The organism is Actinomadura kijaniata, from assembly GCF_014138665.1.
Taxonomy (GTDB): Bacteria; Actinomycetota; Actinomycetes; order Streptosporangiales; family Streptosporangiaceae; genus Spirillospora; species Spirillospora kijaniata.
The window spans coordinates 212,103-234,105 of the sequence record NZ_JACJIA010000007.1 but is presented as its reverse complement, the minus strand read 5'-3'; the positions used below and the strand labels follow the sequence as shown (position 1 = coordinate 234,105).

Genomic DNA, 22,003 nt, shown 5'->3' with positions numbered 1-22,003 from the left:
CCGCCACAACGCGTGCACCGCGAAGCCGGGCCGTTCCGGAGCGGAACTCCCCAGGGCGACGAACGAACTTTTCGCCGGCTGCTTGCCCAGCGCGGCACCGCCACCCGCTACGGCAAGACCGCCGAGTCCCACATCGACGGGATCCCTCCGGCCGTGGCCACGGAGGTTCACGAGTCGGAAGACCGCTGCCTTCCTACGTTCTGTGGTGCTGAGTGCCCTGCTGGCCAGAGCAGTCCCGGTCCGCGATCGCCCACCGCCACCGACCGGGGAGAGCCGACCGCACGGATCGCGGCCGAGTCGACCGAAGTCCGCCAGGTGCTGCCCACCGCGTTGCAGGGCCTGCGTCGCGTCAGCTCCACCTTGCACCCCGACGGCGGGGCCCGGCTGAGGTGCGGCGTCCGGCCGCCGGGTGGGCGCCCACCGTCACAGATGCCCTGACCTGCGGATCGGGCGGCGCGTGGTCGGGGTGTGCAGGTCGCCGGGCCGAGCCGCGGGTCGTGTTCCCGGGATGGCTATGGGGTGTGGAACCGCACCTCGGGGTTGTTGCGCGACGGGCCGTCCAGCAGGGGTTGCGGGACGCGTCGCAGGTGCAGGTCGAAGAAGGCCCCGACGTAGTTACGGATGATCTTGTCCGAGCGCGTGCCCGGCAGGCCCTGCCGCGGATCCGACCGCGGGAGGCCGAGCTGATCGCTGAGCACGGGGACGTCGCAGAAGGTGAAGTGGTCCGAGCCGGCGACGGTCAGCCATCGCCTCCAGCCGTCCAGCCGCCGCCACGTCCGGTCCCACGTCTCGTCCTCGCCGCCCGGACGGTGGGTCTGGTCGTCGGTGCCCAGCATCAGGAACGGCCGTCCGCCGAGGCCGCCGTCGGGCACGGGGTCGGCGAAGGACCCGTCCATGTTGACGCCCGCCCGCATCCGGGGGTCGCGCGCCATGGTCGACGCCGCGGTCGCGCCGCCCAGCGAGTGCCCGGCCATGCCGATCCGCCGCCTGTCGATCAGGTGTGCGTGGCGCCAGGCCGGACGGCGTCCGGTCAGCCGGTCCAGGACGAACGACACGTCCCGGCTCCGGCCCACGGTGGCCCTTTCGAAGTCCTCCTTGGTCCTGGCCTTCTCGCAGGCCAGGCAGGTCAGCATCCGGCCGCCGGGGAACCGCGCGCCCACGGACTCGTAGGCGTGGTCCACCGCGGCGACGACGTAGCCGCGGCTGGCGAGCTCCTCTCCCAGTCCGGTGAGGGTGTAGCGGGACACGCTGAAGCCGGGGGAGAGCACCACCAGCGGGCGGCGTCCCGGTAGCGGCCGCGCGTCCACCCGGGCGTTGGTGCGCGTGGCGCTCACCGTCTCGGCCGAGACGACGCCGTCCAGGTCGCGGTCCTTCAGGAACAGCCGGACCTCCTCGGTGGCGGCATACCGCGCTCGGGCGCCGGGACCGGGCAGCGCCGGGTAGTACATGCTGAGCATCAGTTCGCGGGCGTTCGCCCCGGGCGCCCACGGGTCCTTGCGCGTGGGATCGACCAGGTGCAGGGTCGAGCGGCCGACCGCGTACGGTCCGGTGGGACGAGGGAGCCTCAGCCGCGCGTTCTCGGCGCTGCTGGACGCGGGCGTGGGGGTCGGCGACGCCGAGGCGGCGCCGGCGACGGTGAGAGGTACCGACACGGCGAGCGCGAGTACGGCGACGCTCGTCTTGCGAAGGATTCTGGTCACGCGCTCACGCTAGGTCGCGCCCATGGCCAGGCGCGTCAGCCTTGCGGCTGTCGCCGACCGACCGCGAGTCGGACGGTTCCTGTAGTACTCCAGACCGATGACGACGACGTCTTCTGCTGTCAGAGGCGCCGCGCCGCCTGGTGGCTCCGTCCGTCAGCGCGCCGGACCACCACGGCGTCGCCCGCGCAGGGCGCGATCCCCACGCACCCGAAGTGGGCATAAGGCACTTTCGTCCCCTGGGATGTGCGTATTCTCCTCGTGAACTCTGGCGCGGCGACAGGAAGGACGCGGGGAGTGAACGGAAGCGGGGACGGCGCGCGGTGGAATCCCTACGGGGGAGGGCAGCCGCCGGGGCCGGGGTGGCCGCCACCGCCACCGCCACCGCCCCCGCCCATGCCCCCGCCCATGCCGCCGATGGGTTCGCGGCCGCCGGTTCCGCCGCGCCCGCTGACCTTCGGGCGTCTCTTCAATCCGATCGCCGTGGCGCGTGCGGTGTTCACGCCGTCCCGGCCGGACCGCGTGCATGACCCGGTGGTGAGGAGGGTGCAGGTCTGGCGGTCGATCGTCGGCCTGGTCGCCGTCACGTGGATGATGGTGTCCTACGGGCTGGCCTCGGACGCCGACGCCGTGGTGGACGACCGCTTCGGCCAGATCCGCACCACCCTCATCACGTTGGCGGTGACGTTCCCGATCGCCGTCGCCGCCTTCATCGCGGCGGCCCGCCCGCCCAACCGGGGCCTGTTCCTGCGTCGCGCGGGCAAGCCCGCCGGGGCGCTGCTCGCGCTGGTCGTCACGATCGCCGCGCCGAGACTGGCCACAGGGCTGGGCTACGTGACCGAGGAGACCGACTGGACGGCCTCGCCGGGGCGGGTGGTGCTGCTGTTCGCGCTGGGCGCCTTCGGGTTGTGGCTCATTCCCTTCGTCCTCTACGGCATCCCGCTGTCGCTCGTGCACGTCTTCCGGACGGCGGACATCCACGAGACGGTCCCGCCACTGCTCGCGACGCTGCTCGTCTGGGGGGTCGCCCTCTTCGACGTGTTCCGGGGCGCCTACGACAGCGTGCCGCTCGGGGTACGGATGGTCTTCCTCCTGGGGGCCCCGCTGTCCGTCACCGTCCTGGCGGTGTGGGAGTTGCGGCGGCTGCGCAAGCGGCACGGCATCACCCTGCGCGGAGCACTGCTCCGCTGAGCCGCGGGCCGGTCATCAAGGCGAATGCGATGAATTCCCGAGTTTTCTGCTCACCGTGGAATCACCCCGGCCCGCGAATAGGGGATCATTCACCTGGGGTGAAGTAACCATGAAAGCTTCCTGACGCCGTCGACTGCTTGAGCGAATCGCGATCGGCCATCCGATAGGGCGATCAGCGGTTACACGCGGAAGAAGGGACCAGCAAATGGTGCGTGTGAAGCCACGCAATCTCCGGGTCCGGCTGGGGCGACCCTGGCCGTGACCGCCGTCGCGGTCGCGCCCGGCCTGGCCACGGTCAACGCGGCGCACGCGGAGACGAAGGCGGACCGTTACCGCGCCGTTCTCGTCGGCAAGGCGGCCGAGGGCGAGCCCTCGCCGGTGCTCGCCCGCGCCTGCGACGGCGCTCGCCGCCACCCTCCTGATGACCTGGTACGCGAACACCGACTACCGCGTGCCCGCGACGAGCGTCTACGGCAGCGCCGGTCCGTGCGACAGCGCGGGCTACCGGCTCCGCCCCGACAGCTACTGGAGCCGCAACCTGAGCTCGGCCCGCGGGTCGGGCTCCTGCAACACCGCGCGGTTCGCCGACATCGCGGGCACCTATTCGGGGACGTTCGCGCTGCCGGTGCCCTACCTCGGTTCGGCTCTCAACGACACCGTCGGGACCTTCTGGGTCTACTACCGCTGAGCGGTACCCGCCTCACGTTCCGTTCCACGGGGTCCAGGGCCGAACCGCCCTGGACCCCGCCGGGCCGGGAGTGCCCGGCGACGACGAGGGCCGCGACCCGCTCGACGTCCGCCGGGGTCGCCGCTCACCCAGACGCCCTCCTCCCGCTCTTCGGAGTAGAACCAGCCGCCGGGTCGGGGCCGCCATCCGGCGGCGATCTCCAGTACGACCCCGTCGTCGGCGCTGACCAGCCGGATGCTCGCCTCGTCGACGGTGCGCTCCAGCGTCAGGTCGTGGTCGTGGGTCATGTGGACACCACGTCCGCCGAGGTGGCGATGGGCGTCCTCCAGCCGCAGGGGGGTGACGGCGATGGGCTCGGGGGCGATCGCCTTGGGGAGGACCAGCGGCCCGCGGCCGCCGAGCCTGATGCTGATCGAGGCCAGCGCCAGGTCGCGTCCCGCCCCGCGCCGGCCCCGGCGTCCCTGGCGAAGCATCTCATCGTGAGTTCGAGCGCGGAGTAGCCGTACCGCTGGAGACAGTCGTCGCCTTGCCCGTTCCTGATTCTTCCGGGTTTTCCGATCCGTTCGGTCACCTCGTCCGGGGACATGCCCAAGGCCACCGTCCCCAGCGTCCCGCTCCGGCAGAATTCGACCAGCAAATCGTTCATGTCACCGACTCTCCCAGGAGCGACGGGCACGAACGGTCGAACGCGCTTCGGGCCCGCCCCCTTCGTCAGTGCCGGGACGGCCGGGGCCGGACCGCCCACAGGCCGGTCCCGTAGGCCGCCAGCCCGAGCAGGATGAACCCGGCCGCGACCGGGTAGCCCAGCCCGGACGGCATGTACGTGGCCAGGAACCAGGTGTGGCGCCGCATGTCCTTGGCCACGAAGACGGTCGCGACGATGCCCTGCGGGATCAGCGGGATGGCCCCGCCGCCGAAGCACCACACGGCGATCGACTTCCGCGTGTTGGACAGTTGGTCGAACCGGGACCGCGTCGCCGTCGGCGGCTTGCGCCCGGTCCGCATCGCGTGCAGCAGCTCCGGGCCGTGCGAGCTCAGCCGCCGCTCGGCCAGCAGGCCGAAGCCCCAGTAGCACAGCGCCCCGGTCGCGACGCCGACGGCCACGCCGGGCCAGCCGGCCCAGAGGGCCACCAGCCCGGCGGGCGCGCCCGCGAGGATGACCAGCGCGAGCATCGCGTAGGCCAGCCCGGTCAGGCCGCCGTCGTCCTCGCTCGTGCGCAGGGGGTTGCCCGCGCGGCGGTGCGGGTCGGTGCCGGGCACCAGCCCGTACACCGACACCAGCGGCACCAGCCCGGCCGCGCCGCCCAGCAGGGCGGGCAGCAGTGCCAGGACCAGCGGCCACGGGCCGCCGCCGATCGCGGTGCCCGCCACGGTCAGCGCGATCGCCACCGGGGCCTGCGCCGCCAGCCACGCCAGTTGCCTGCCGCGCACGTCGCCGGCGCCCGGGACCATGATGGTCAGCCACAGCGCGGTGCCGTCGGCCGCGTACAGGTTGGCGGTCAGGCCCGCGGCCATCACGACGAAGATGGGACCGGCGTAGGGCAGCATGCCGTCCCAGTCGAGAAGCAGCGGGCTGGCCGCGAAGCAGACGCCGTACGACAGCGCGAAGCTGAGCTGGTGGTTGCGCACCAGGTCGCGCGACCACGTCCGCAGCTCCCTGGCGACGATCGCGCCGCCGGCGGTGGACGCCGTGATCGGGCGGCGCGGCCCGCGCGCGGAGGTCCGCGTCGCGCCCACGCGCCTGCCGAGCAGCGCCGACCATGCGCCCAGCAGCAGGAACGCCAGCACGGCCAGCGCCGCCAGCGCCCACCAGTCGCCCCGGACGGCGAGCAGCCCCCAGCCGGAGGGCAGGTACCACACGGCGGCGGGCACGCCGGTCTGGTCGAAGGCCACGAAGAAGATCCAGATCTGCCCGAGCGCCGCCAGGATCGCGCCGTTCAGCACCCCGGACGCGACGGCGCCCGACCGGGTCCGCAACGTGACCCCGACCAGCGCCACGAAGACCTTCGACAGCAGGACGAACACGGCCAGTTGCAGCACCATCGCGGGAAGCGCCACCAGGGCGTTCGCGACGCCGAGCCGCACCCCGGAGACCAGCAGCCCGAGCAGGGCCGCCAGGCTCACCAGCGGCGCGACGCCGACGAAGGCCGCCACCAGCAGCCCGGTCGCCAGGCGGCGGGGCGGCAGGCCGAGCGTCGCGAAGTGCTCGGGCCGGAGCGTCTCGTCGCCGCCGCCCAGCAGCACCGGGCCGAGCATCCAGCCCAGCGCCCAGACCGCGTACCCGGCGGCCAGCAGGTCCGGGTCGACGAAGGCCAGGTAGATCGTTCCAGCCGACAGCAGCGCGCCCAGCGAGGCGCCCGTGGTGGCGGTCTCCGACCGCCGGCCCCGGAACGCGTGCCGGAGCACCGCGACCTTCATCCGGGCCATGGTCAGCGCGACAGCCACGACAGCTCCCTGACGCCGCCGTCCCGGCCGCCGACCAGCTCGACGAAGGTGTCCTCCAGCGAACGTTCGCCGCGGACCTCGTCCAGCGTGCCGGCCGCGGCCACCCTTCCCTCGTCGATCACGGCCACGTGGTCGCACAACTGCTCGACCAGGGCCATCACATGGCTGGACAGCACGATCGAACCGCCGCCGGCGACGAAGCCGCGCAGGATCGTCTTGATCGTGGCGGCCGACACGGGGTCCACCGCCTCGAACGGCTCGTCCAGCACCAGCAGGCGCGGCGCGTGCAGCAGCGCGGTGGCCAGCCCGATCTTCTTGCGCATGCCGGTCGAGTACTCGATGACCAGTGTGCGGTCGGCCCGGTCCAGTTCCAGGAGGGACAGCAGCTCGGCGGCGCGCCGCGCCACGACGTCCCGGTCCAGCCCGCGCAGCAGGCCCAGGTAGGTGAGCACCTCGCGCCCGGTCAGCCGCTCGGGCAGGGCCAGCCCGTCGGGCAGCACCCCGACCAGGGCCTTGGCGCGCCCGGGAGCCGACCAGACGTCCTCGCCGAAGATCGTGGCGCTGCCGCCGTCGGGCCGCAGCAGGCCGACGGCCATGGACAGGGTGGTCGTCTTCCCGGCGCCGTTCTGGCCGACCAGACCGAGGAAGGAGCCCTGGGGGACGTCGAGGTCGAGGGCGTCGACGGCGAGGGTGTCGCCGAATCTCTTGGTCAGGCCGCGAAGGCGCAGGGCCGGGGTCACGGCGTTCTCCAGGTGGCGAGAGGGCTCCGCTCCCCGCGGACGGGGTCGGGGGAGGCGCTGCGGGCGTTGACCGTCATGCTTGAGGATCCCGCGGCACGACCGCGCCGGGCATCGGCCATCACGCTGGAACCGGCATCCACCGATCGGCCGATGGCGGCGGGTCCCCCGGGGGCGGTACGGGCCTACTGCTCCCGCCACGTGAACTCGGCCAGGAGCCGCGGGAGGTCGGGGGTCAGGAGCAGCGCGGCCAGCCCCGTCTCGCGCCGCACCATGACGCCGGCCGGAACCCACGCCTCCTGCCCGCACAGCAGGATCTCGACGGGGTCCGAGTCGGGTGACTCCTCCAGCCAGTACCACGTGCCGTCGTGCAGCAGCGAGACGGTGCTGAACCCGTCGTGCAACGAAACGATCATCGCGCCGTCCTCGTCGCAGCCGTACGAGAACACCGGCTCGCGGTCGGGAACGTACAGGCCGGGCAGCTCGTCGGCCGTGATGCTCCGGGACGCCGCGTACGGCCGGTACGTCTCCATCTCGTACGACATGAGCCGATCCTAGGACCGCCCCTCCCGCCTCCCGGAGGACGGGGCGGCCGTAGCGATCTTCCATCTCTTTGATCGCAGCGCGTTACATAGCACTCACTCAGGGTTATGTCAGGGGTGTCTGTGACATGACAAGAAAGTTCACGAGAAAGGGAAGATCATGAACTTCACCGCACGCACCCTGTCGGGCACGTCGCGGGTCGCCGCCCTGGCGATCGCCGGTGCCGCCGCCGCGGCCGCACTGGGCTGCGCGGGGACCGCCAGCGCCGATCCCGGCCCGATCCCCGCCTGGAAGTGTGAGAAGGGCGGGGGCACGGTGATCCCGATCGGTGACGACTTCGTCTGCTACGGCGGCTACTTCAACGGCGAGCCGGTCTACAAGGACCACAAGCACTACAAGGACCACAAGGACCACAAGGACCACAAGGACAAGCACTAGACGCCGGCTGCGCCGCGAGCCGGTCATCCGGCTCGCGGCGTCGTCCCGTCGCACGCGCGAACGGCCCGGTGGGTGGAGGTTCCCGCCGGGCCGTGTCGCCGCTGGACGCCGCGTCGTGGGACGGCGGCGGGAAGGCCCCGGGCAGGCCGGGCGAGGCCGGCTCCCCGTCCGCTCCGGGGCCTCGCGCTCGTGGCGCCGGTCGAACGCCTCCCGGGCGGTCAGACCTCCAGCGGTACGGCGTGGATCTCGTCCGCGGGATGGCCGGCGCGCTGGTGGATCCGCATGACCGCCTCCGCGGACGGCGCGTCCGACAGGCAGTAGATGACGCCCTCGTCGGGGTCGGCCCAGGCGTGCTCGAAGACGACGCCCTCCTCCGACTGGATCGCGAGGTCCGCCTGGTGCGCCTGGTTGAGCTGCTCGGCGCTGATTCCGTTCATGCCCCGGTGGACATCCATGAACTTGGTCATTGCCTTCCCCCCGTCGGCCCCGGCGAGATCACCGGTGACCTGGTAGAACCTGTGCTTCACCCCATGCTGCGCCTCCGATGTCCGGGTGCGCCAGCCCCGGGCGGGAGCGATCCGGGCGCTTCGCGCTCTCCGGCCGCCGCGGCGCGCGCCCTCAGCCGAGCCGCTCGACCAGCAGTTCCGCGGCCAGGGACGCGCCGTCGGTGCGGGCCTCCTCCGCCACCGCGGCCGCCCGCTCGGCGGTCCCGGGGGCCAGCGCCGCCTTCAGCGCGGACGCCAGCGACTCGGCGGTCGGGGCCGGGCCGTCATGGACCGTGCCGATGCCCAGCCCGGCGACGCGGCCCGCCCAGTAGGGCTGGTCCGCGCCCTGCGCGACGACCACCTGCGGCGCGCCGGCGCGGGCGGCCGTCGTGGTGGTGCCCGCGCCGCCGTGGTGGACGACCGCGGCCACCCGGGGGAACAGCGCCTGGTGGTTGACCTCGCCGACGACGAGGCAGTCGTCCCGCCCGTCGACCGCCGACAGGTCGGCCCAGCCGCGCATGACCACCGCGCGGCGGCCGTGCGCGCGGACCGCCTCGACGACCGCGCGGGACAGGTCCGTCGCCGCCTTCATCGGCATGCTGCCGAACCCCACGTACACCGGCGGCTCCCCCGCGTCCAGGAACGCCCGCAGGTCGTCCGGCAGCGGGCGGTCGTCCGGCAGGAACCACGCGCCGGTCTGCACGACGTCCAGGTCCGCCGGCCCCCGCCACGGGTCCAGGACCGGGTCGCTGGCCAGCCAGTTGCGCGCGCCGAACAGGAAGGAGGCGACGTCGTCCACCGGCGGCAGGCCGAGCGCGGCCCGGTTGGTGTTGATCGCCTCGCCGAACAGCGCGTTCATGTGACGGTCGTGCAGTTTCCACAGCGCCGGGACGTCGGTCACCTCCGGCGGGTACGACTGCCCCGGGTAGGCCAGCGGCGCGCGGTACGGCGACGGCAGCGTGAGCTGCTGGAACGTCACGTGGATCCAGGGGACGCCCAGCTTCTCGGCCACCGACCGGGCCCCGCCCACCACCGCCGGCACGCCGGTCGCCACCAGCGCGTCGCACCCCTCGGCCGCCTCGCGGAGCACCGCGCGCTGGCCGTCGGCCAGCTCGACCGAACGCCGGGCGACCATCTCCCCCGCGGATGATGTGGCCGACCGGGTCGGCGGCGGCGCCCCGGTGGTCAGCGCGCGCGCCGACGGCCCGAACGGCACCAGCGGCACCCCGACCGCCTCCAGCCGCCGCGCGAAGTCCTCGTCCGGCGGCGCGCACACCCGCACGTGCGCGCCGCGTTCCCGCAACCGCACGGCGAACGCCACCATCGGCTCGACGTCTCCGCGCGACCCGTACGTCGACAGCACCACACGCATTTCGCGACCCCCGTTTTCGTTACCCGCCGCCATGGCGGGCAATTGTGCAACACGAACAGGTGGTTGCCACAAGTCCCCCTCTCTGCTATACATTGAAAATGGCGGGAGGTTTTCTTTTCCCGATTTCCCGAATACGCGCGGCCTCACTGCCGGTGTTTCCAGAAAACCGCCAGGAAGGGCCTCTTCCCCTCGGCCGCGTCCGGAACGACGCACACTCCCGCGAACCGCTCTCCGACGTCCGCGCCGGCGAGCCCGCCCGCCCGCGCCAGATCGACGACATGCCCCGCGAACACGGCCACCCTCCGCCGCGCCCGTTCGGGCACCGCGGGCGCCTGGTGGCCCGGTAGCGTCCCCAGGTGGAGCAGGGAGTCGTAGAGGTGACGCAGCTCGGCCGAAGGCTCGGTGCCCAGTTCCTCGACCAGGTGGCGTCTGAGCCGTTCGTAGTGGGCCAGCGCCTCGGCCTGCCGTCCGCAGCGGCCGAGCGCGACCAGCAGGCGTCCCCACAGCGACTCGCGCAGCGGATGGCGCGCGGTGAGCTCCATCAGCTCCGCGACCGGCTCGCCGTGGCGTCCCTCGGCCAGGTCCAGGTCGGTCCTCCGCTCGACCGCGCCGAGATACGACTCCAGCAGGCACGCCGACTCGGACGCGCACAGCCAGTCCGAGTCGACGTCCTCGAACGGCGGGCCGCGCCACAGCGCCAGCGCCTCCTCCAGCGCCGCCCGTTCCGCGGCCGCGCCCCGGGCCCGGCCCGCTTCGGCGAGCAGGCGGCGGAACCGCAGCACGTCGATCCGGTCGGGATCGGCGTCCAGCCGGTAGCCGTCGGGCATCGTGCGGACCGCGTCCGGGCCGAGCACGCGGCGCAGCCGGGCGACGTAGGTGTGGACGCCCCGCCGCGCGTTGGCCGGGAAGTCCTCCCCCCACAGCGCCAGCGCCAGGCGCTTCACCGAGACGGTGTCGCCCGCCGACAGCGCCAGCGCGGCCAGCAGCGTTCGCAGGCGACCGGCGGTGAGCCCGACCGGGGTCCGGCCCCGGCGCACCTCCAGCGGCCCCAGCAGGGAGACGGCGAGCTCTCTTCTGTCGTCCATGGGGTCACCCTCCCCGGCCGGCACGGCCCCTGGCGTCCGTCAGGCGGCGGTGAAAGGGGTACGCCGCCGGACGCAGGAGCGCCCCCGCGGTACGGCACGGCCGGATGACCTCCGCGTCCCGGCGGTGAAGGCGATCCGACACCGATCCGAAGCCGCCGGCGGGTTGACTGGAACCCGTCCGGAGATGGCGAAGTCCTCCTGGAAGGGGAGCGTTGTGAAAGCAGCCGTACTCACCGTCGCCATGGCGGCCTCGGCGGCCGTCCTCGGGACGGGGCCGGCCGCCTCGGCGGCGCAGGCGTGTCCCGCGAACTCGATCTGCGGGTGGAGCGGAACCCACTTCACCGGGATGATGAGGTCCTTCCCCGCCGGCGCGGGCTGCGTGAACTCGCCCCTGGCGCTCCGCTCGGTCGCCAACACCTTCCCCGGAGGGGTCGGCGTCCAGGCCACCGCCCACGTCTACGCGGGCTCGGGCTGCGGCGGGCGGCTCCTCGCCGTCGTGCGGCCGGGAGACCGGGTGCCGGTCCTGTCCGCTCCGGGAACGAGCGTCCTCCTCACCGTGTGACGAAACCTGTGCCGCCCCTGCCGGGCGTCTACGGAGTCGCATGTCCTCCCCCTGGTCCGGAACCGCGTGCACCGTGATCTCACTGTGTTGCCGTCCCGGCCCGGGGCCAAGGAACCGGCGGCGACCGGTCCGGAATCTTGGGGATCGTGTCCTCGCGGCGTAGGGTCGCGCCATGACGGAACGGCGTGTGGTCGTCGTCGGATACGAGGCGGCCGAGCTGCTCGACATCGCCTGCATCACCACGAGCCTGGAGATCGCCAACCTGCATGGCGCCTCGCCCGCCTACGACGTGCGGCTGGCCAGCCCGGGAGGCCGTCCCGTCCGGTGTTGCAGCGGGCTGACGCTGCTGGCCCAGGAGGCGCTCGAACGGGTCACCGGGCCGCTCGACACGCTCGTCGTCGTGGGCGGCACCGGGCACGCGGCGGCGGCCGGCAACCGCCTGATCCTCGCCCATGTCCGGCGGCTGTCCCGGGAGAGCCGCCGGACCGCCTCGGTGTGCACCGGGGCGAGCGTCCTGGCCGCCGCGGGGCTGCTGGACGGCCGGCGCGCCACCACCCACTGGCGGTGGGCGCCGAGCCTGGCCGCGCGTTACCCCAAGGTCGTGTTCGACCCCGACCCGATCTTCATCCGGGACGGCGGGCTGTGCACGGCGGCCGGCGTCACCAGCGCCCTGGACCTCACCCTGGCCTTCGTCGAGGAGGATGAGGGGGCCGCGCTGGCGCGCGGCGTCGCCCGCAACCTGGTGACCTACCTGCAACGCCCCGGCAACCAGGCGCAGGTCAGCATGTTCACCGACAGCCCGCCCCCGGACAACGACCTGGTCCGGCGGACGGTCGACCACGTCACCGGCCATCTGGACGCCGACCTGTCCACGGCCGCGCTCGCGGCCCGCGCGGGCGTCAGCGAGCGGCACCTGACCCGGCTGTTCCTGCGGCACCTCGGCCGGCCGCCCGCGCGGTTCGTGCGCCGGGCCCGCACCGAGGCCGCCGCCCACCTCCTGGTCTCCACCACCCTGCCCCTGGCGGCCGTGGCGTCCCGCTGCGGCTTCGGCACGGTCGAGACGCTGCGGCAGGCGTTCGCCGCCCGCTACGGCGTCCCGCCTTCGCGGTACCGGGCGACCCACTCCTCCGTCAACGCGTGATCCGCGGTCCGGTGCCTTCCGGCCCGGACCCGGTCAGCGCGGGGCCCCGGCCGCGACGACGGCGGTGCGGACGAAGGCGGCGACGGCCGGGGAGCGGGACTTCTGCGGCCAGGCCAGGGCGAGGGTGAGCGGGGGCAGGTCGGCGACGGTCCGGTAGGCGACGCCGGGACGGGGGTGGCGCCGTGCGAGCGAGGCGGGCGGAAACCAGACGAGGCCGCCCAGTTCGACCAGGTTGAAGAGCTGCGCCAGGTCCAGGCGCCGGAGCGCGACCCCCGCCACGCCCGGACGGCCCGTCGCGGGCCGCCATGCGGGGGCGTCGCCGGCGGGCGGGCGCCCGTCCCGGTCGGCGGGCGCGCCGTCGGGCAGCACCCGGCCGGCGAGGTCGGCCAGGCGCAGCGACGGGCGGGCGGCCAGCGGGTCGGTCGCCGCCAGCGCCACCAGGCGGGGTTCGGTCAGCAGCGGCTCGACGTCCAGGCCGCGTTCGTCGAACGGGACGGGCAGCAGCGCGACGTCCGCGCGGCCGTCGCGCAGCGCCGGGAGCTGCTCGTCGCGTCCGCCCAGCACCAGCGTCACCGGCAGGGCGGCCGCCTCGCCCCGGTAGGCGTCGAGGATCCGCGGCAGCAGCCCGCCGTCGTAGTCGGCCTTCAGCGCCAGGCACAGCCCGGGTTCGGGCCGCCCGGCGCGCCGGGCGCGGCGGGCGGCCGCCGCCACCGCGTCCAGCGCGGTCCGGGCGTCGCGGAGCAGGACCTCCCCGGCGGGGGTGAGGGCGACCCGGCGCGTGGTGCGCTCCAGCAGCCGCACGTCGAGCCGGCGTTCCAGGTCCCGGATCGCCCGCGACAGCGGCGGCTGCGCCATGCCCAGCCGTTCGGCGGCGCGCCCGAAGTGCAGCTCCTCGGCGACGGCCACGAAGTACCGGAGCTGGCGGACCTCCAGGTCATCCATACCCGCACGGTATCAACGGCTCCCGGATCGGTCCTTCAGGTCCGGCGCGGCGCGGCGTTGACTGAGGGGCGTCTCCGGCGGACGCCGCCGTCCCCCCTTTCCCCAGGAGCCTCAATGATCGTCATCACCGCGCCCACCGGTCAGATCGGCCGGCGGGTCGTCGACCGCCTGCTGGCCGCCGGCGCGCCCGTCCGCGTGGTCGCGCGGGACCCCGCGCGGCTGCCCGCCGAGGTGCGCGAACGCGTCGAGGTCGTCGCGGGCTCGCACCGTGACCGCGAGGTGGTCGCCAAGGCGTTCGCCGGCGCCGAGGCCGTCTTCTGGCTGGTGCCGCCGGACCCCCGCGCCGCCGACGTCACCGCGGCCTACGTCGGCTTCAGCCGGGCGGCGTGCGCGGCCTTCACCGAGCAGGGCGTCCGGCGGGTGGTCGGCGTGTCGTCCCTCGGCCGCGGCACCCCGGTGGCCGCGAAGGCCGGGCACGTCACCGCGGCGCTGGCCATGGACGACCTGATCGCGGCCACGGGCGTGCACTACCGGGCGCTGGCACTGCCCTCGTTCATGGACAACATGCTGCGCCAGGCCGGGTCGATCAGGGACCGCGGGGTGTTCGTCTCGTGCGGCGCCGGGGACCTCCGGGCGCCGCTCTGCGCCACCCGCGACACGGCGGCGGTCGCCGCGGACCTGCTGCTGGACCGCGCCTGGACCGGCGTCCAGGAGGTCCCGCTGCTCGGCCCCGAGGACCTGTCCCCGGAGGACATGGCACAGATCATGTCCGAGGTGCTGCGGCGGCCGGTCCGCCACCGGCGGCTGCCGGTCGAGGAGTTCCGGGCGGGGCTGCTCCGTTCGGGGATGTCGGAGGCCGTGAGCCGGGCCATGGTGGAGATGTACCTGGCCAAGGACGCGGGCCTGGACCACGGCGTGACGCGCACTCCGCGGAACAGCACGCCGACCGGTTTCCGCCGGTGGTGCGAGGAGGAGCTGAGGCCCGTCGTCTCAGGCTGACTCGCGGACGACCAGGTCGGTGCCGCAGATGACCGGCGCGGCGGTCCGGTCGAGCAGCGCCTCGACCATGCGCCGGCCCATCGCCTCGGTGGGCTGGCGCACGGTCGTGAGCGCCGGACGCGTCCCCCGCGCGTCGGGCACGTCCTCGAAACCGACGACCGCGACGTCCTCGGGGACGCGACGCCCTCGCTGCTCCAGGACCCGCAGCGCGCCGAGGGCCATGTTGGCGGACGCCGCGAACACCGCGTCCAGCGACGGTTCCCGGTCCAGCAGCCGGCGCATGGCGGCGGCGCCGCCCGCCTCGCTGAAATCCCCGTGGGTCACCAGTTCCCGCCGGCCGGACAGCGCCTCCCGGTAACCGGCGAGCCGGTCGGCGCCCACCGCCGTGTCCCGTGGACCGGCGATCGTGGCGATGCGGCGGCGGCCCTGGCCGACCAGGTACCCGGTGGCGCGCCGGCTCCCGCCCCGGTTGTCGGCGTCCACGTAGACCGGCCGTACGGCGTCGCGGCCGTGCGGCCGGCCCGCCAGCACGAGGGGGACGCCGTGGCGTTCCAGCAGGCCGGGAAGCGGGTCCTCGCGGATCAGCGAGGCCAGCACCACGCCGTCCACGCGCTGCGCGCGCAGGTCGTCGGCCAGGTCGGCGCGCCCCGCGGACGAGTGCGTGAACGTCAGCGTCAGCGCCGCCCCGGCCGCGTCGGCCGCCGCGCCGACCCCGCTCAGCAGCTCCCCGAAGTAGGGCTGCTCGAACGGCCGTCCCGGCTCCTCCGACATGACCAGCGCGACCGTGCCCGTGCGCCGGGCGGCCAGCGCGCGCGCCGCGTGGTTCGGCACGTAGCCGAGCTCGTCGATCGCCCGGAGCACCGCCTCCCGGGCCGGGCCGCTCACCTTGGCCGAACCGTTGACCACCCGCGACGCGGTCCCGCGGCTCACCTTCGCCCGCGCGGCGACCTGCTCAAGAGTGGGACGACGACCGGCCATCCCCTACTTCTACCGCCGACGGCCGCACCGGCGCCAGGGCGGGGAGGATGGCCTGGTCGACGATCTCGGTCAGGTAGGCGTCGTCGGGGAGCGCGCCCGTGTCCATCATGCGTTTGGTGACGAGGGCCTCGCCGATGTCCGTCACCACCGGAGTGATCCGTTCGGCGGGGAAGTGGCCGCGCGCGGCGTAGTGGTGCATGACCGTGCTGGTGAACGATCCGCCGCGCCGGGAGAAGACCCGCTCGAACAGCGCCTCCGACATCTCGGGGGTGCGGGCGGGGTCGGTGAGGACGGCCGCGACCGCGCGGCCGGCGGGGCTGATCATCCACGACACCATCAGGCGCAGGGCGCCGACGAGGTCGCCGCGCAGGTCGTCGGCGCCGGGGGCCGGCTCCTCGACGGGGTGGGCGTGGTAGAGCGCGTCCAGCAGCACCTCGACGGGGTCGGACCAGCGGCGGTACAGCGTGGTGCGGGCCGCGCCCGCCCGCCTGCCGATGCCGTCCATGGTCAGCCGCCCGACCCCCACCTCGGCGGTCTCCTCCAGCACGGCGGCGTGGACGTCGCGGACGAGCTCCTCGGCGCTGCGCCGGGTCCGTGGGCTCATGATCACCCCTTGCTCAGCTACACGGCTGTACCTTAACATCCGGCGTTAGCTACATTCATGTAGCTACAGCTGTGTTGCTCTGACTCGAAGGAGAGCCCGTCCATGCCCCTCGCCCCCCTCCGGACGGCGCACGCCGTCCCGCCGTCCCGCAGGTCGCTCGCCCCCGACCTCGCGCGCGGCCTGATGCTGCTGCTCATCGCCGTCGCCCACGCGCACATGTACCTGTCCGGCCACGAGGTGGGGTTCCGCGGCTACTCCCTGGACGGCGGGCCGCTCGACCGGTTCGTGGCCGGGGTCCAGATCCTGCTGGTGGACGGCCGCGCGCTGCCCATGTTCGCCGCGCTCTTCGGGTGCGGGCTGGTCCAGCTCGCCCACCGGCAGTCCGCCCTGGGCCGGTCGTGGCACGAGGTGCGGCGCGTGCTGCGCGCCCGGAGCTGGTGGCTGCTGGCGTTCGGGTTCTGCCACGCGCTGCTGCTGTTCTTCGGCGACATCCTGGGCGCCTACGGCCTGATCGGGCTGGTCCTGGTCGGGTTCCTGCGGCGGAGCGACCGCGCGGTGCTGGGCGCCGCCGCCGTCGGCCTCGTCCTGCACGTGGCGGTCCTCGTGGGGCTCGGCCTGCTCACCGTGTCGGCGGACAAGGGCGACACCCCCGCCGCGATGGCCGACCCCCTGGAGGCCGCCGTCATGCGGATGGTCGGCTGGAGCGCGATGACGCCCACGCTTTTCGCCGCCAGCGCCGCCCCGGCCTTCCTGTTCGGCATCTGGGCGGCCCGCCGCCGGCTCCTCGAAGAGCCCGGCGCGCACCGCCCGCTGCTCGCCCGCGTCGCGGCCACCGGCGCGGTGACCGCGGTCGCCGGCGGGCTCCCGCTCATGCTGGTCGACACCCGGCTCTGGGCCCCCTCGGACGCGGTCGCGGTGGCCGTCTACGCCCTGCACAGCCTGACCGGCATCGCCGGGGGCCTGGCGTACGCCGCCCTCATCGGGCTCGTCGCCGACCGGGTGCGCGGTGGACGGGTGGTCTCCGCGCTGGCCGCGTGCGGGCAGTGGTCCCTGACGTGCTACCTCCTCCAGTCGGTGGTGTTCGTCGCGGTGTTCGCCCCCTACGCCGGAGGGCTCGGCACCCGGGTCGGCGACGCGGCCGCCTCGGGCGTCGCGGTGGCCACCTGGCTGGCCACCGTCCTGCTCGCCGCGCGGCTGGCCCCCGGCGGGAGGCGCGGCCCGGCCGAGACGCTGCTGCGCCGCCTCACCTACCGGCCGCGGCGGGCGCGGTCAGGGCCGGTCCCAGGTGACGGGCAGCCGCTCCACCCCGTAGACCAGTGAGCTTTCACGCATGGTGATCTCGGCGGCGGGGACCGCGAGGCGAAGCGTGGGGAAGCGGTCGAACAGCGCGCGGTAGGCGACGCGCATCTCGATCCTGGCGAGCTGCTGCCCCAGGCACTGGTGGACGCCGTGCCCGAACGCCAGGTGCCGCCCGGCGTCGGCGCGGTCCAGCCGCAGGGTGTGCGGGTCGGCGAACCGGCCGGGGTCGCGGTTGACGGCGGGCAGGCCGATGACCACGGTCTCCCCCGCGCGGACCAGGTGGCCGTCCAGTTCGACGTCCTCCAGCGCCGCCCGCACGGGAGCGCCCAGATGGACGATGGTCAGGTAGCGCAGCAGCTCCTCGACCGCCGTGTCGGTGAGCTGGGCGGCGGCGGGCCGCCCGGGGTCGCCCAGCAGGGCGTGGACGCCCAGGGCGAGCATGTTGGCGGTGGTCTCGTGCCCGGCGACCAGCAGGACCAGCCCGATGTTCGCCAGCTCCTCGTCGATCAGGTCGCCGGAGCCGATCAGGCCGCTCAGCAGGTCGTCGGCGGGGGCGGCGCGCTTGCGCCGCACCAGCCCGCCCAGGTAGCCGAGCAGGTCGCCGAGCGCGGCCATCGCCTCGGCCTCGGTGCGCCGCATGTCGAGGCCCGCGGCGCTGCGCTCCTGGAAGAACGCGTGGTCGCCGTAGGGGACGCCGAGCAGCTCGCAGATCACCAGGGAGGGGATGGGCAGGGCGAACGCCGTCACCAGATCGACCGGCGGGCCCGCCGCGGCCATGGCGTCGAGCCGGTCACCGGTGATCTCGGCGACGCGCGGTTCGAGGGCGGTCATGCGGCGGAGGGTGAACCAGCCCGTGAGCATGCGCCGGTACCGGGTGTGCTCGGGCCGGTCCATGGAGGCGAACCAGCCGGGGGCGGGCGACCCGTCGTGGCCGGCGGGGCGGACGTTGGGGCGGGGCAGCGGCGAGTGCCGCAGCTCCGGGCGGACGCTGAAGCGGGGGTCGGACAGCACGGCGCGGGCGGCGGCGTGGCCGGTCACCAGCCATCCGACGTGCCCGTCGGGGAAGGCGAGGCGGGTCAGCGGGCCGGAGCCGGCGATCCGGGTGAGTTCGGGGGGCGGGTCGAACGGGCGCGCGGGGTCGCGGCGCAGGGGCAGGGGCACCGGCGACCGGAGGTTCCGATCGGTCATCGAGATCACTCCCGTGGCGGGCGGGCCGGCCGCTCCGGCCCTCCATAAAATGAGAGCACCCTCTTAATTGAGAGTCAACTGTCATAATTTGGCGGGATAGGGTGCGGGGCATGGGCGAGGGCGGGCTGCGCGCGCGGAAGAAGGCCAGGACCAGGGAGGCGATCCTGCGGGAGGCGTTCCGGCTGTTCCAGGAACGCGGCTACCACGCCACCACCGTCGAGCAGATCGCCGAGGCCGCCGAGATCTCGCCGGCGACCTTCTTCCGCTACTTCCCGACCAAGGAGGACCTGGTCACGCTCGACCGCTTCCCGCCCCTGGTCGAGGCGCTGGCGGTCCAGCCGCCGGGCGCGCCGGTCACCGTGCTGCGCGGGGCGTTCCGCACGGCGTTCGCCGCCCTGTCCGAGGAGGAGATCATGGCTGGGTACGCCCGGGAGGCGTTCGCGGCCACCGTGCCCGAGCTGCTGGCGGCCAACCTGCGCAAGAGCCCCGGCCTGCTCCGGGAGATCGTCGGCGCCCTGGCCGACCGCACCGGGTGCGACGCGGACGATCCCGGCCTGCGCAACGCCGTGGGCGCGGCCCTCGGGGTGGTGGCCATGGTCTGGTTCCAGTGCGCGCGGGACCCCGCGATGGACGGCCCCGCCGAGATCGACAGGGCGCTCGCCCATCTGGAGGCCGGGCTGCCCTTCCCCGCCCCCTGAGCCCCGGACGGCCCCTCAGCCCTCGGCCGGCGGGTGCTCCTCGCCCCACCGGAGCATGGCGTACAGGACCTCGCTGAGGCTCTCGCCCTGCTCGGTGAGCCGGTAGACGACGCGGGGCGGCACCTCGGCGTGCACGGTGCGGGTGAGGATCCGCTGGTGCTCCAGCGCCCGGAGGCGGTCGGTGAGGGTCTTGGCGCTGGGGGACCCCAGGGCGGTGCGCAGCTCGCCGAAGCGCTTGGGGCCCGACAGCAGCTCCCGGACGATCAGCGTCGTCCACTTCCCGTCGAGGACCTTCAGCGTGCGCTCCACGCCGCACCCCGCGGACGCGGCCGACTGAAGAAGTCTCCGCTGCTCAGCCCCATTGGTTTCCATTCTGAAATTATATTACGTCCTGGGTATTGCTTCCCTTCGGGAACTAGCGTGGCCGCCATGAACACCTCAACCGTGATCGTCCATGGCGCGACCGGCGTCCAGGGCGCCGCCGTCGTCCGCGGGCTCCTGTCGGCGGGGCACCGCGTGCGGGGCGTCGTCCGCCGCGACCCCGGCACCCGCCTGCACCCGGAGGCCGAGCCGGTCCTGGCCGACCTGCTCGACCCCGGCTCGCTGGCCGCCGCCTACTCCGGCGCCGACGCCGTGGTCGTCCAGCTGCCGCTGGTCTTCGACGCCGACCTCGCCGTCCGGCAGGCCGGGGCGGTGCTGGCCGGGCTCCGGAAGGCGGGCGTGGGACGGGCCGTCTTCAACCCCGCCGCCCCGGTGCCCGGCGCGCCCGTCGGCGTGCCGTTCGTGGACGCCCGCGTGCTGGTCGCCACCGAGCTGCCCCGCACCGTCGGGACCGCCACGGTGGTCACGCCCGCCCGCACCTACATGGAGAACCTCGCCGCCCCCTGGTCGGCCCCGCTGGTACGCGGCGGAGAGGTCGCCTACCCGCTGCCCGCGGACCTGCCCGTCCCGTGGCTCGCCCTGGACGACCTCGGGACCGCCGTCGCGGACCTGGTCGGCGCGGCGGCCCCTCCCCCGCTGCGGATCGTGGCCGGACCGCGGGCGCTGACCGGGGACGAGGTCGCCGCCGAACTCTCCGCCGCCCTGGGGCGCCCGGTGCGCTGGAACGCCATCACCCCCGCCGCCTACCGGGAGATGCTGGCCCCGCACCTGGGGGCCGAGGCCGCCGCGGGCGTCGCCGCGGCCTACACGCCCCCGCCCCCGGGAACGCCCCCGCCGCCGGACCCCGACCCGGCGACGGTCACCACCGGCGCCACCGCCCTGCGCGACTGGGCGCGGCGCCAGGACTGGGCCGCCCACGACGCGCCCGCGTGACCGGCCCGCGCCGCCCCGGCCTCACGCGAGCCCGTACCGGGCCACGAGGCGTTACGCCAGGCTCGTGACCGGCCTCGGTGACAGGCACGTCAAGGACTCCTGCTCCGGGGACGTGGAGGGCGTCGCGTTCGCGCGCGGCGCCCTCCACGTGCACGACCGGCCCTACGGCGGTCATGCCAGGACGGGGAAGTTGCTCCGCAGGACGCCGTGGGGGTCGCGGGCGCGCTTGAGGTCGCGCAGGCGGTCCAGCGCGGGGGCGGTGAACGCGCTGGCGGCGCGCTCCCCCGGGGCCAGGAACGTCAGCGGCTTGCGCCCGCTGGTGTGGCGGGTGAGCGCGGTGGCGAGCCCGGCCTGGCGGGCCCGGACCGCCGCCTCGGTCTCCCGCGACGGGGCCAGGCCGAACATGTAGAGGGCGTAGGGCTCGGTGAGGGGGCCCGCCGCGCCGCCGTTCCCGGACCGCCGGGCCAGCGCGCCGCCCAGGTGCCGGAGCTGGACGCTCAGCAGCGGGTCGACGGGGTGTTCCAGCAGGACGGCGGCGGCCTCGTCGTCCAGGCGGGTGAGCAGCTCCGCCCGGGACCGGCCCGCGCCCGGGTCGGTCGGCTCGGCGGTGATCGAGCCGAGGTCGGCCACCGGCAGGACCGCGCGCGAGTCCGACAGCAGGCCGCCGACCTTCTCGAACGGGCGCAGGATCGGCCCGGCGTCGGCCGCCTCGCCGAGGAACGTGACGTCCACCGCCACCATCGCGGGCGCGCCGGGGAACCGGAGCAGCTCGTACCAGACGGTCAGCTCGTCGGGCGCGCCCTCGGTGACCTCGCGGTAGGCGTCCAGGACGGCGGGCGCGCGGTCGGCGCTCCACGCCATCCGCCCGCCGTACAGGACCGGGGCGGGGTGCAGGTCGAACTCGACGGCGGTGACCAGGGCGAAGTCGCCCCCGCCGCCGCGCAGCGCCCAGAACAGGTCCGGGTCGGAGTCGGCGGTGACGCGGGCGGGCTCGCCGTCGGCGGTGACGACGTCGAACGCGCGGACGCCGTCGGAGGCCCAGCCGTGCCTGCGGCCGAACCAGCTCAGCCCGCCGCCCAGGGTGTAGCCGGTGACCGTGACCACCGGGGAGCTCCCGGCCAGGCCGGTCAGCCCGTGCGGGCCCGCCTCGGCCAGCACGCGGCCCCACCTGACGCCCGCTCCGGCGCGGGCGACGCGGCGCTCGGGGTCGACGCGCAGGTCGTCCAGGCGGCCGGTGCGCAGCAGGATCGTCCCCTCGGTGTCGCCGGTGGCGCCGTGGCCGCTGGGCTGGGCCGCGACGGCCAGGCCGTGCAGGCGGGCGAAGCGGGCCACCACGGCGACGTCGTGGGCGTCGGCGGCCTCCACCACCGCGAGGGCGGGCTGCTCGACGGCCAGGTTCCAGGGCCTGCGGGCCTGGTCGAAGCCCGCGTCCCCGGCGGTGTGGACCGTGCCCCTGACGGTGGCGCGCAGTGCGGTGGTGATGTTCATGACCTCGTCCTTCCGGGTTGGTGAGATCACTTTCGCGCGCGGCGGCTGGGGTCGGTCTGGGGTCGGGCTGGGGTCGGACCGTAGGCTGCCGGGGCAGGGGTTTCGCGGT

The 22,003-nt window shown here is 74.7% G+C and carries 23 protein-coding genes; 9 read left to right on the top strand and 14 right to left on the bottom strand.

What is annotated here, in order from left to right; translation table 11 throughout:
- Positions 1-512: 512 nt before the first annotated feature.
- Entirely contained in the window at positions 513-1,700 is a 1,188-nt protein-coding gene (locus HNR61_RS26305; protein WP_182845864.1) for an alpha/beta hydrolase family protein, read from the bottom strand.
- A 534-nt stretch (positions 1,701-2,234) separates the two neighbouring features.
- On the opposite strand from HNR61_RS26305, the gene HNR61_RS26300 reads away from it, so the two are divergent.
- Together HNR61_RS26300 and HNR61_RS26295 are read left to right on the top strand one after the other, a co-directional pair.
- A complete protein-coding gene (locus HNR61_RS26300) occupies positions 2,235-2,888 on the top strand; it encodes a hypothetical protein (RefSeq protein ID WP_220509800.1) in 654 nt (217 codons plus the stop codon).
- A gap of 421 nt (positions 2,889-3,309) precedes the next feature.
- Positions 3,310-3,576 (top strand): hypothetical protein, encoded by a 267-nt coding sequence (locus HNR61_RS26295; protein ID WP_182845862.1) that lies wholly within the window; start codon positions 3,310-3,312, stop codon positions 3,574-3,576.
- Here HNR61_RS26295 and HNR61_RS26290 read toward each other — a convergent pair.
- The 4 genes from HNR61_RS26290 to HNR61_RS48225 all read right to left on the bottom strand — a co-directional run bounded on the left by HNR61_RS26290 (position 3,567) and on the right by HNR61_RS48225 (position 7,303).
- Complete coding sequence (locus HNR61_RS26290) at positions 3,567-4,049, bottom strand: hypothetical protein (protein WP_182845861.1); 483 nt, start codon at positions 4,047-4,049, stop codon at positions 3,567-3,569. The two genes, HNR61_RS26295 and HNR61_RS26290, sit on opposite strands and share 10 nt — an antisense overlap.
- Before the next feature lie 238 nt (positions 4,050-4,287).
- The gene (locus tag HNR61_RS26285) at positions 4,288-6,021 is read right to left on the bottom strand and encodes a hypothetical protein (protein WP_182845860.1); all 1,734 of its coding nucleotides are present in this window, start codon (positions 6,019-6,021) and stop codon (positions 4,288-4,290) included.
- Entirely contained in the window at positions 6,006-6,761 is a 756-nt protein-coding gene (locus tag HNR61_RS48230; protein WP_312898104.1) for an ABC transporter ATP-binding protein, read from the bottom strand. The genes HNR61_RS26285 and HNR61_RS48230 overlap by 16 nt, the downstream gene beginning before the upstream one ends.
- A 182-nt stretch (positions 6,762-6,943) precedes the next feature.
- Complete coding sequence (locus HNR61_RS48225) at positions 6,944-7,303, bottom strand: hypothetical protein (protein WP_246443786.1); 360 nt, start codon at positions 7,301-7,303, stop codon at positions 6,944-6,946.
- Positions 7,304-7,460: 157 nt separating this feature from the next.
- Here HNR61_RS48225 and HNR61_RS26275 point away from each other — a divergent pair, with 157 nt between their 5' ends.
- On the top strand, positions 7,461-7,739 hold the full coding sequence (locus HNR61_RS26275) for a hypothetical protein (RefSeq protein WP_182845858.1): 279 nt from the start codon (positions 7,461-7,463) through the stop codon (positions 7,737-7,739).
- A gap of 218 nt (positions 7,740-7,957) precedes the next feature.
- On the opposite strand, the gene HNR61_RS26270 is transcribed toward HNR61_RS26275, so the two are convergent.
- The 3 genes from HNR61_RS26270 to HNR61_RS26260 all read right to left on the bottom strand — a co-directional run bounded on the left by HNR61_RS26270 (position 7,958) and on the right by HNR61_RS26260 (position 10,681).
- Positions 7,958-8,194: an SCO4226 family nickel-binding protein gene (locus HNR61_RS26270; protein WP_281400591.1), complete on the bottom strand. Its 237-nt coding sequence runs from the start codon at positions 8,192-8,194 to the stop codon at positions 7,958-7,960.
- 163 nt (positions 8,195-8,357) lie between these two features.
- A complete protein-coding gene (locus HNR61_RS26265) occupies positions 8,358-9,596 on the bottom strand; it encodes a glycosyltransferase (RefSeq protein WP_182845856.1) in 1,239 nt (412 codons plus the stop codon).
- Positions 9,597-9,739: 143 nt separating this feature from the next.
- A complete protein-coding gene (locus HNR61_RS26260; protein WP_182845855.1) occupies positions 9,740-10,681 on the bottom strand; it encodes an AfsR/SARP family transcriptional regulator in 942 nt (313 codons plus the stop codon).
- A 214-nt stretch (positions 10,682-10,895) separates the two neighbouring features.
- Here HNR61_RS26260 and HNR61_RS26255 point away from each other — a divergent pair, with 214 nt between their 5' ends.
- Positions 10,896-11,243, top strand: coding sequence for a peptidase inhibitor family I36 protein (locus HNR61_RS26255; protein ID WP_182845854.1), 348 nt, complete (start codon positions 10,896-10,898; stop codon positions 11,241-11,243).
- A gap of 172 nt (positions 11,244-11,415) precedes the next feature.
- Positions 11,416-12,384 carry a GlxA family transcriptional regulator gene (locus HNR61_RS26250; RefSeq protein WP_182845853.1) on the top strand — a complete coding sequence of 323 codons (969 nt, stop codon included), beginning with the start codon at positions 11,416-11,418 and terminating at the stop codon, positions 12,382-12,384.
- 33 nt (positions 12,385-12,417) lie between these two features.
- On the opposite strand, the gene HNR61_RS49395 is transcribed toward HNR61_RS26250, so the two are convergent.
- A complete protein-coding gene (locus tag HNR61_RS49395; protein ID WP_182845852.1) occupies positions 12,418-13,326 on the bottom strand; it encodes a LysR family transcriptional regulator in 909 nt (302 codons plus the stop codon).
- Between the two features lie 114 nt (positions 13,327-13,440).
- Here HNR61_RS49395 and HNR61_RS26240 point away from each other — a divergent pair, with 114 nt between their 5' ends.
- Positions 13,441-14,325: an NAD(P)H-binding protein gene (locus HNR61_RS26240; RefSeq protein ID WP_182845851.1), complete on the top strand. Its 885-nt coding sequence runs from the start codon at positions 13,441-13,443 to the stop codon at positions 14,323-14,325.
- Here HNR61_RS26240 and HNR61_RS26235 read toward each other — a convergent pair.
- Together HNR61_RS26235 and HNR61_RS26230 are read right to left on the bottom strand one after the other, a co-directional pair.
- A complete protein-coding gene (locus HNR61_RS26235) occupies positions 14,317-15,303 on the bottom strand; it encodes a LacI family DNA-binding transcriptional regulator (RefSeq protein ID WP_182845850.1) in 987 nt (328 codons plus the stop codon). The genes HNR61_RS26240 and HNR61_RS26235 overlap by 9 nt on opposite strands.
- A complete protein-coding gene (locus HNR61_RS26230; RefSeq protein ID WP_182845849.1) occupies positions 15,278-15,907 on the bottom strand; it encodes a TetR/AcrR family transcriptional regulator in 630 nt (209 codons plus the stop codon). Before HNR61_RS26230 ends, HNR61_RS26235 begins: the two co-directional genes overlap by 26 nt.
- Positions 15,908-16,009: 102 nt before the next feature.
- On the opposite strand from HNR61_RS26230, the gene HNR61_RS26225 reads away from it, so the two are divergent.
- On the top strand, positions 16,010-17,227 hold the full coding sequence (locus HNR61_RS26225; RefSeq protein ID WP_182845848.1) for a DUF418 domain-containing protein: 1,218 nt from the start codon (positions 16,010-16,012) through the stop codon (positions 17,225-17,227).
- On the opposite strand, the gene HNR61_RS26220 is transcribed toward HNR61_RS26225, so the two are convergent.
- Positions 17,177-18,394, bottom strand: coding sequence for a cytochrome P450 (locus HNR61_RS26220; RefSeq protein WP_182845847.1), 1,218 nt, complete (start codon positions 18,392-18,394; stop codon positions 17,177-17,179). The genes HNR61_RS26225 and HNR61_RS26220 overlap by 51 nt on opposite strands.
- A 110-nt stretch (positions 18,395-18,504) precedes the next feature.
- On the opposite strand from HNR61_RS26220, the gene HNR61_RS26215 reads away from it, so the two are divergent.
- Positions 18,505-19,092 (top strand): TetR family transcriptional regulator, encoded by a 588-nt coding sequence (locus tag HNR61_RS26215; RefSeq protein WP_182845846.1) that lies wholly within the window; start codon positions 18,505-18,507, stop codon positions 19,090-19,092.
- A gap of 15 nt (positions 19,093-19,107) precedes the next feature.
- On the opposite strand, the gene HNR61_RS26210 is transcribed toward HNR61_RS26215, so the two are convergent.
- Positions 19,108-19,401: a winged helix-turn-helix transcriptional regulator gene (locus tag HNR61_RS26210; RefSeq protein WP_312898103.1), complete on the bottom strand. Its 294-nt coding sequence runs from the start codon at positions 19,399-19,401 to the stop codon at positions 19,108-19,110.
- A 120-nt stretch (positions 19,402-19,521) separates the two neighbouring features.
- Between HNR61_RS26210 and HNR61_RS26205 the strand changes: the two genes are divergently transcribed.
- A complete protein-coding gene (locus tag HNR61_RS26205) occupies positions 19,522-20,406 on the top strand; it encodes an NmrA family NAD(P)-binding protein (protein ID WP_182845844.1) in 885 nt (294 codons plus the stop codon).
- A gap of 171 nt (positions 20,407-20,577) precedes the next feature.
- Here HNR61_RS26205 and HNR61_RS26200 read toward each other — a convergent pair whose 3' ends face one another.
- Positions 20,578-21,894, bottom strand: a complete 1,317-nt coding sequence (locus HNR61_RS26200) for an FAD-binding oxidoreductase (protein ID WP_182845843.1) — start codon at positions 21,892-21,894, stop codon at positions 20,578-20,580.
- Positions 21,895-22,003 lie beyond the last annotated feature (109 nt).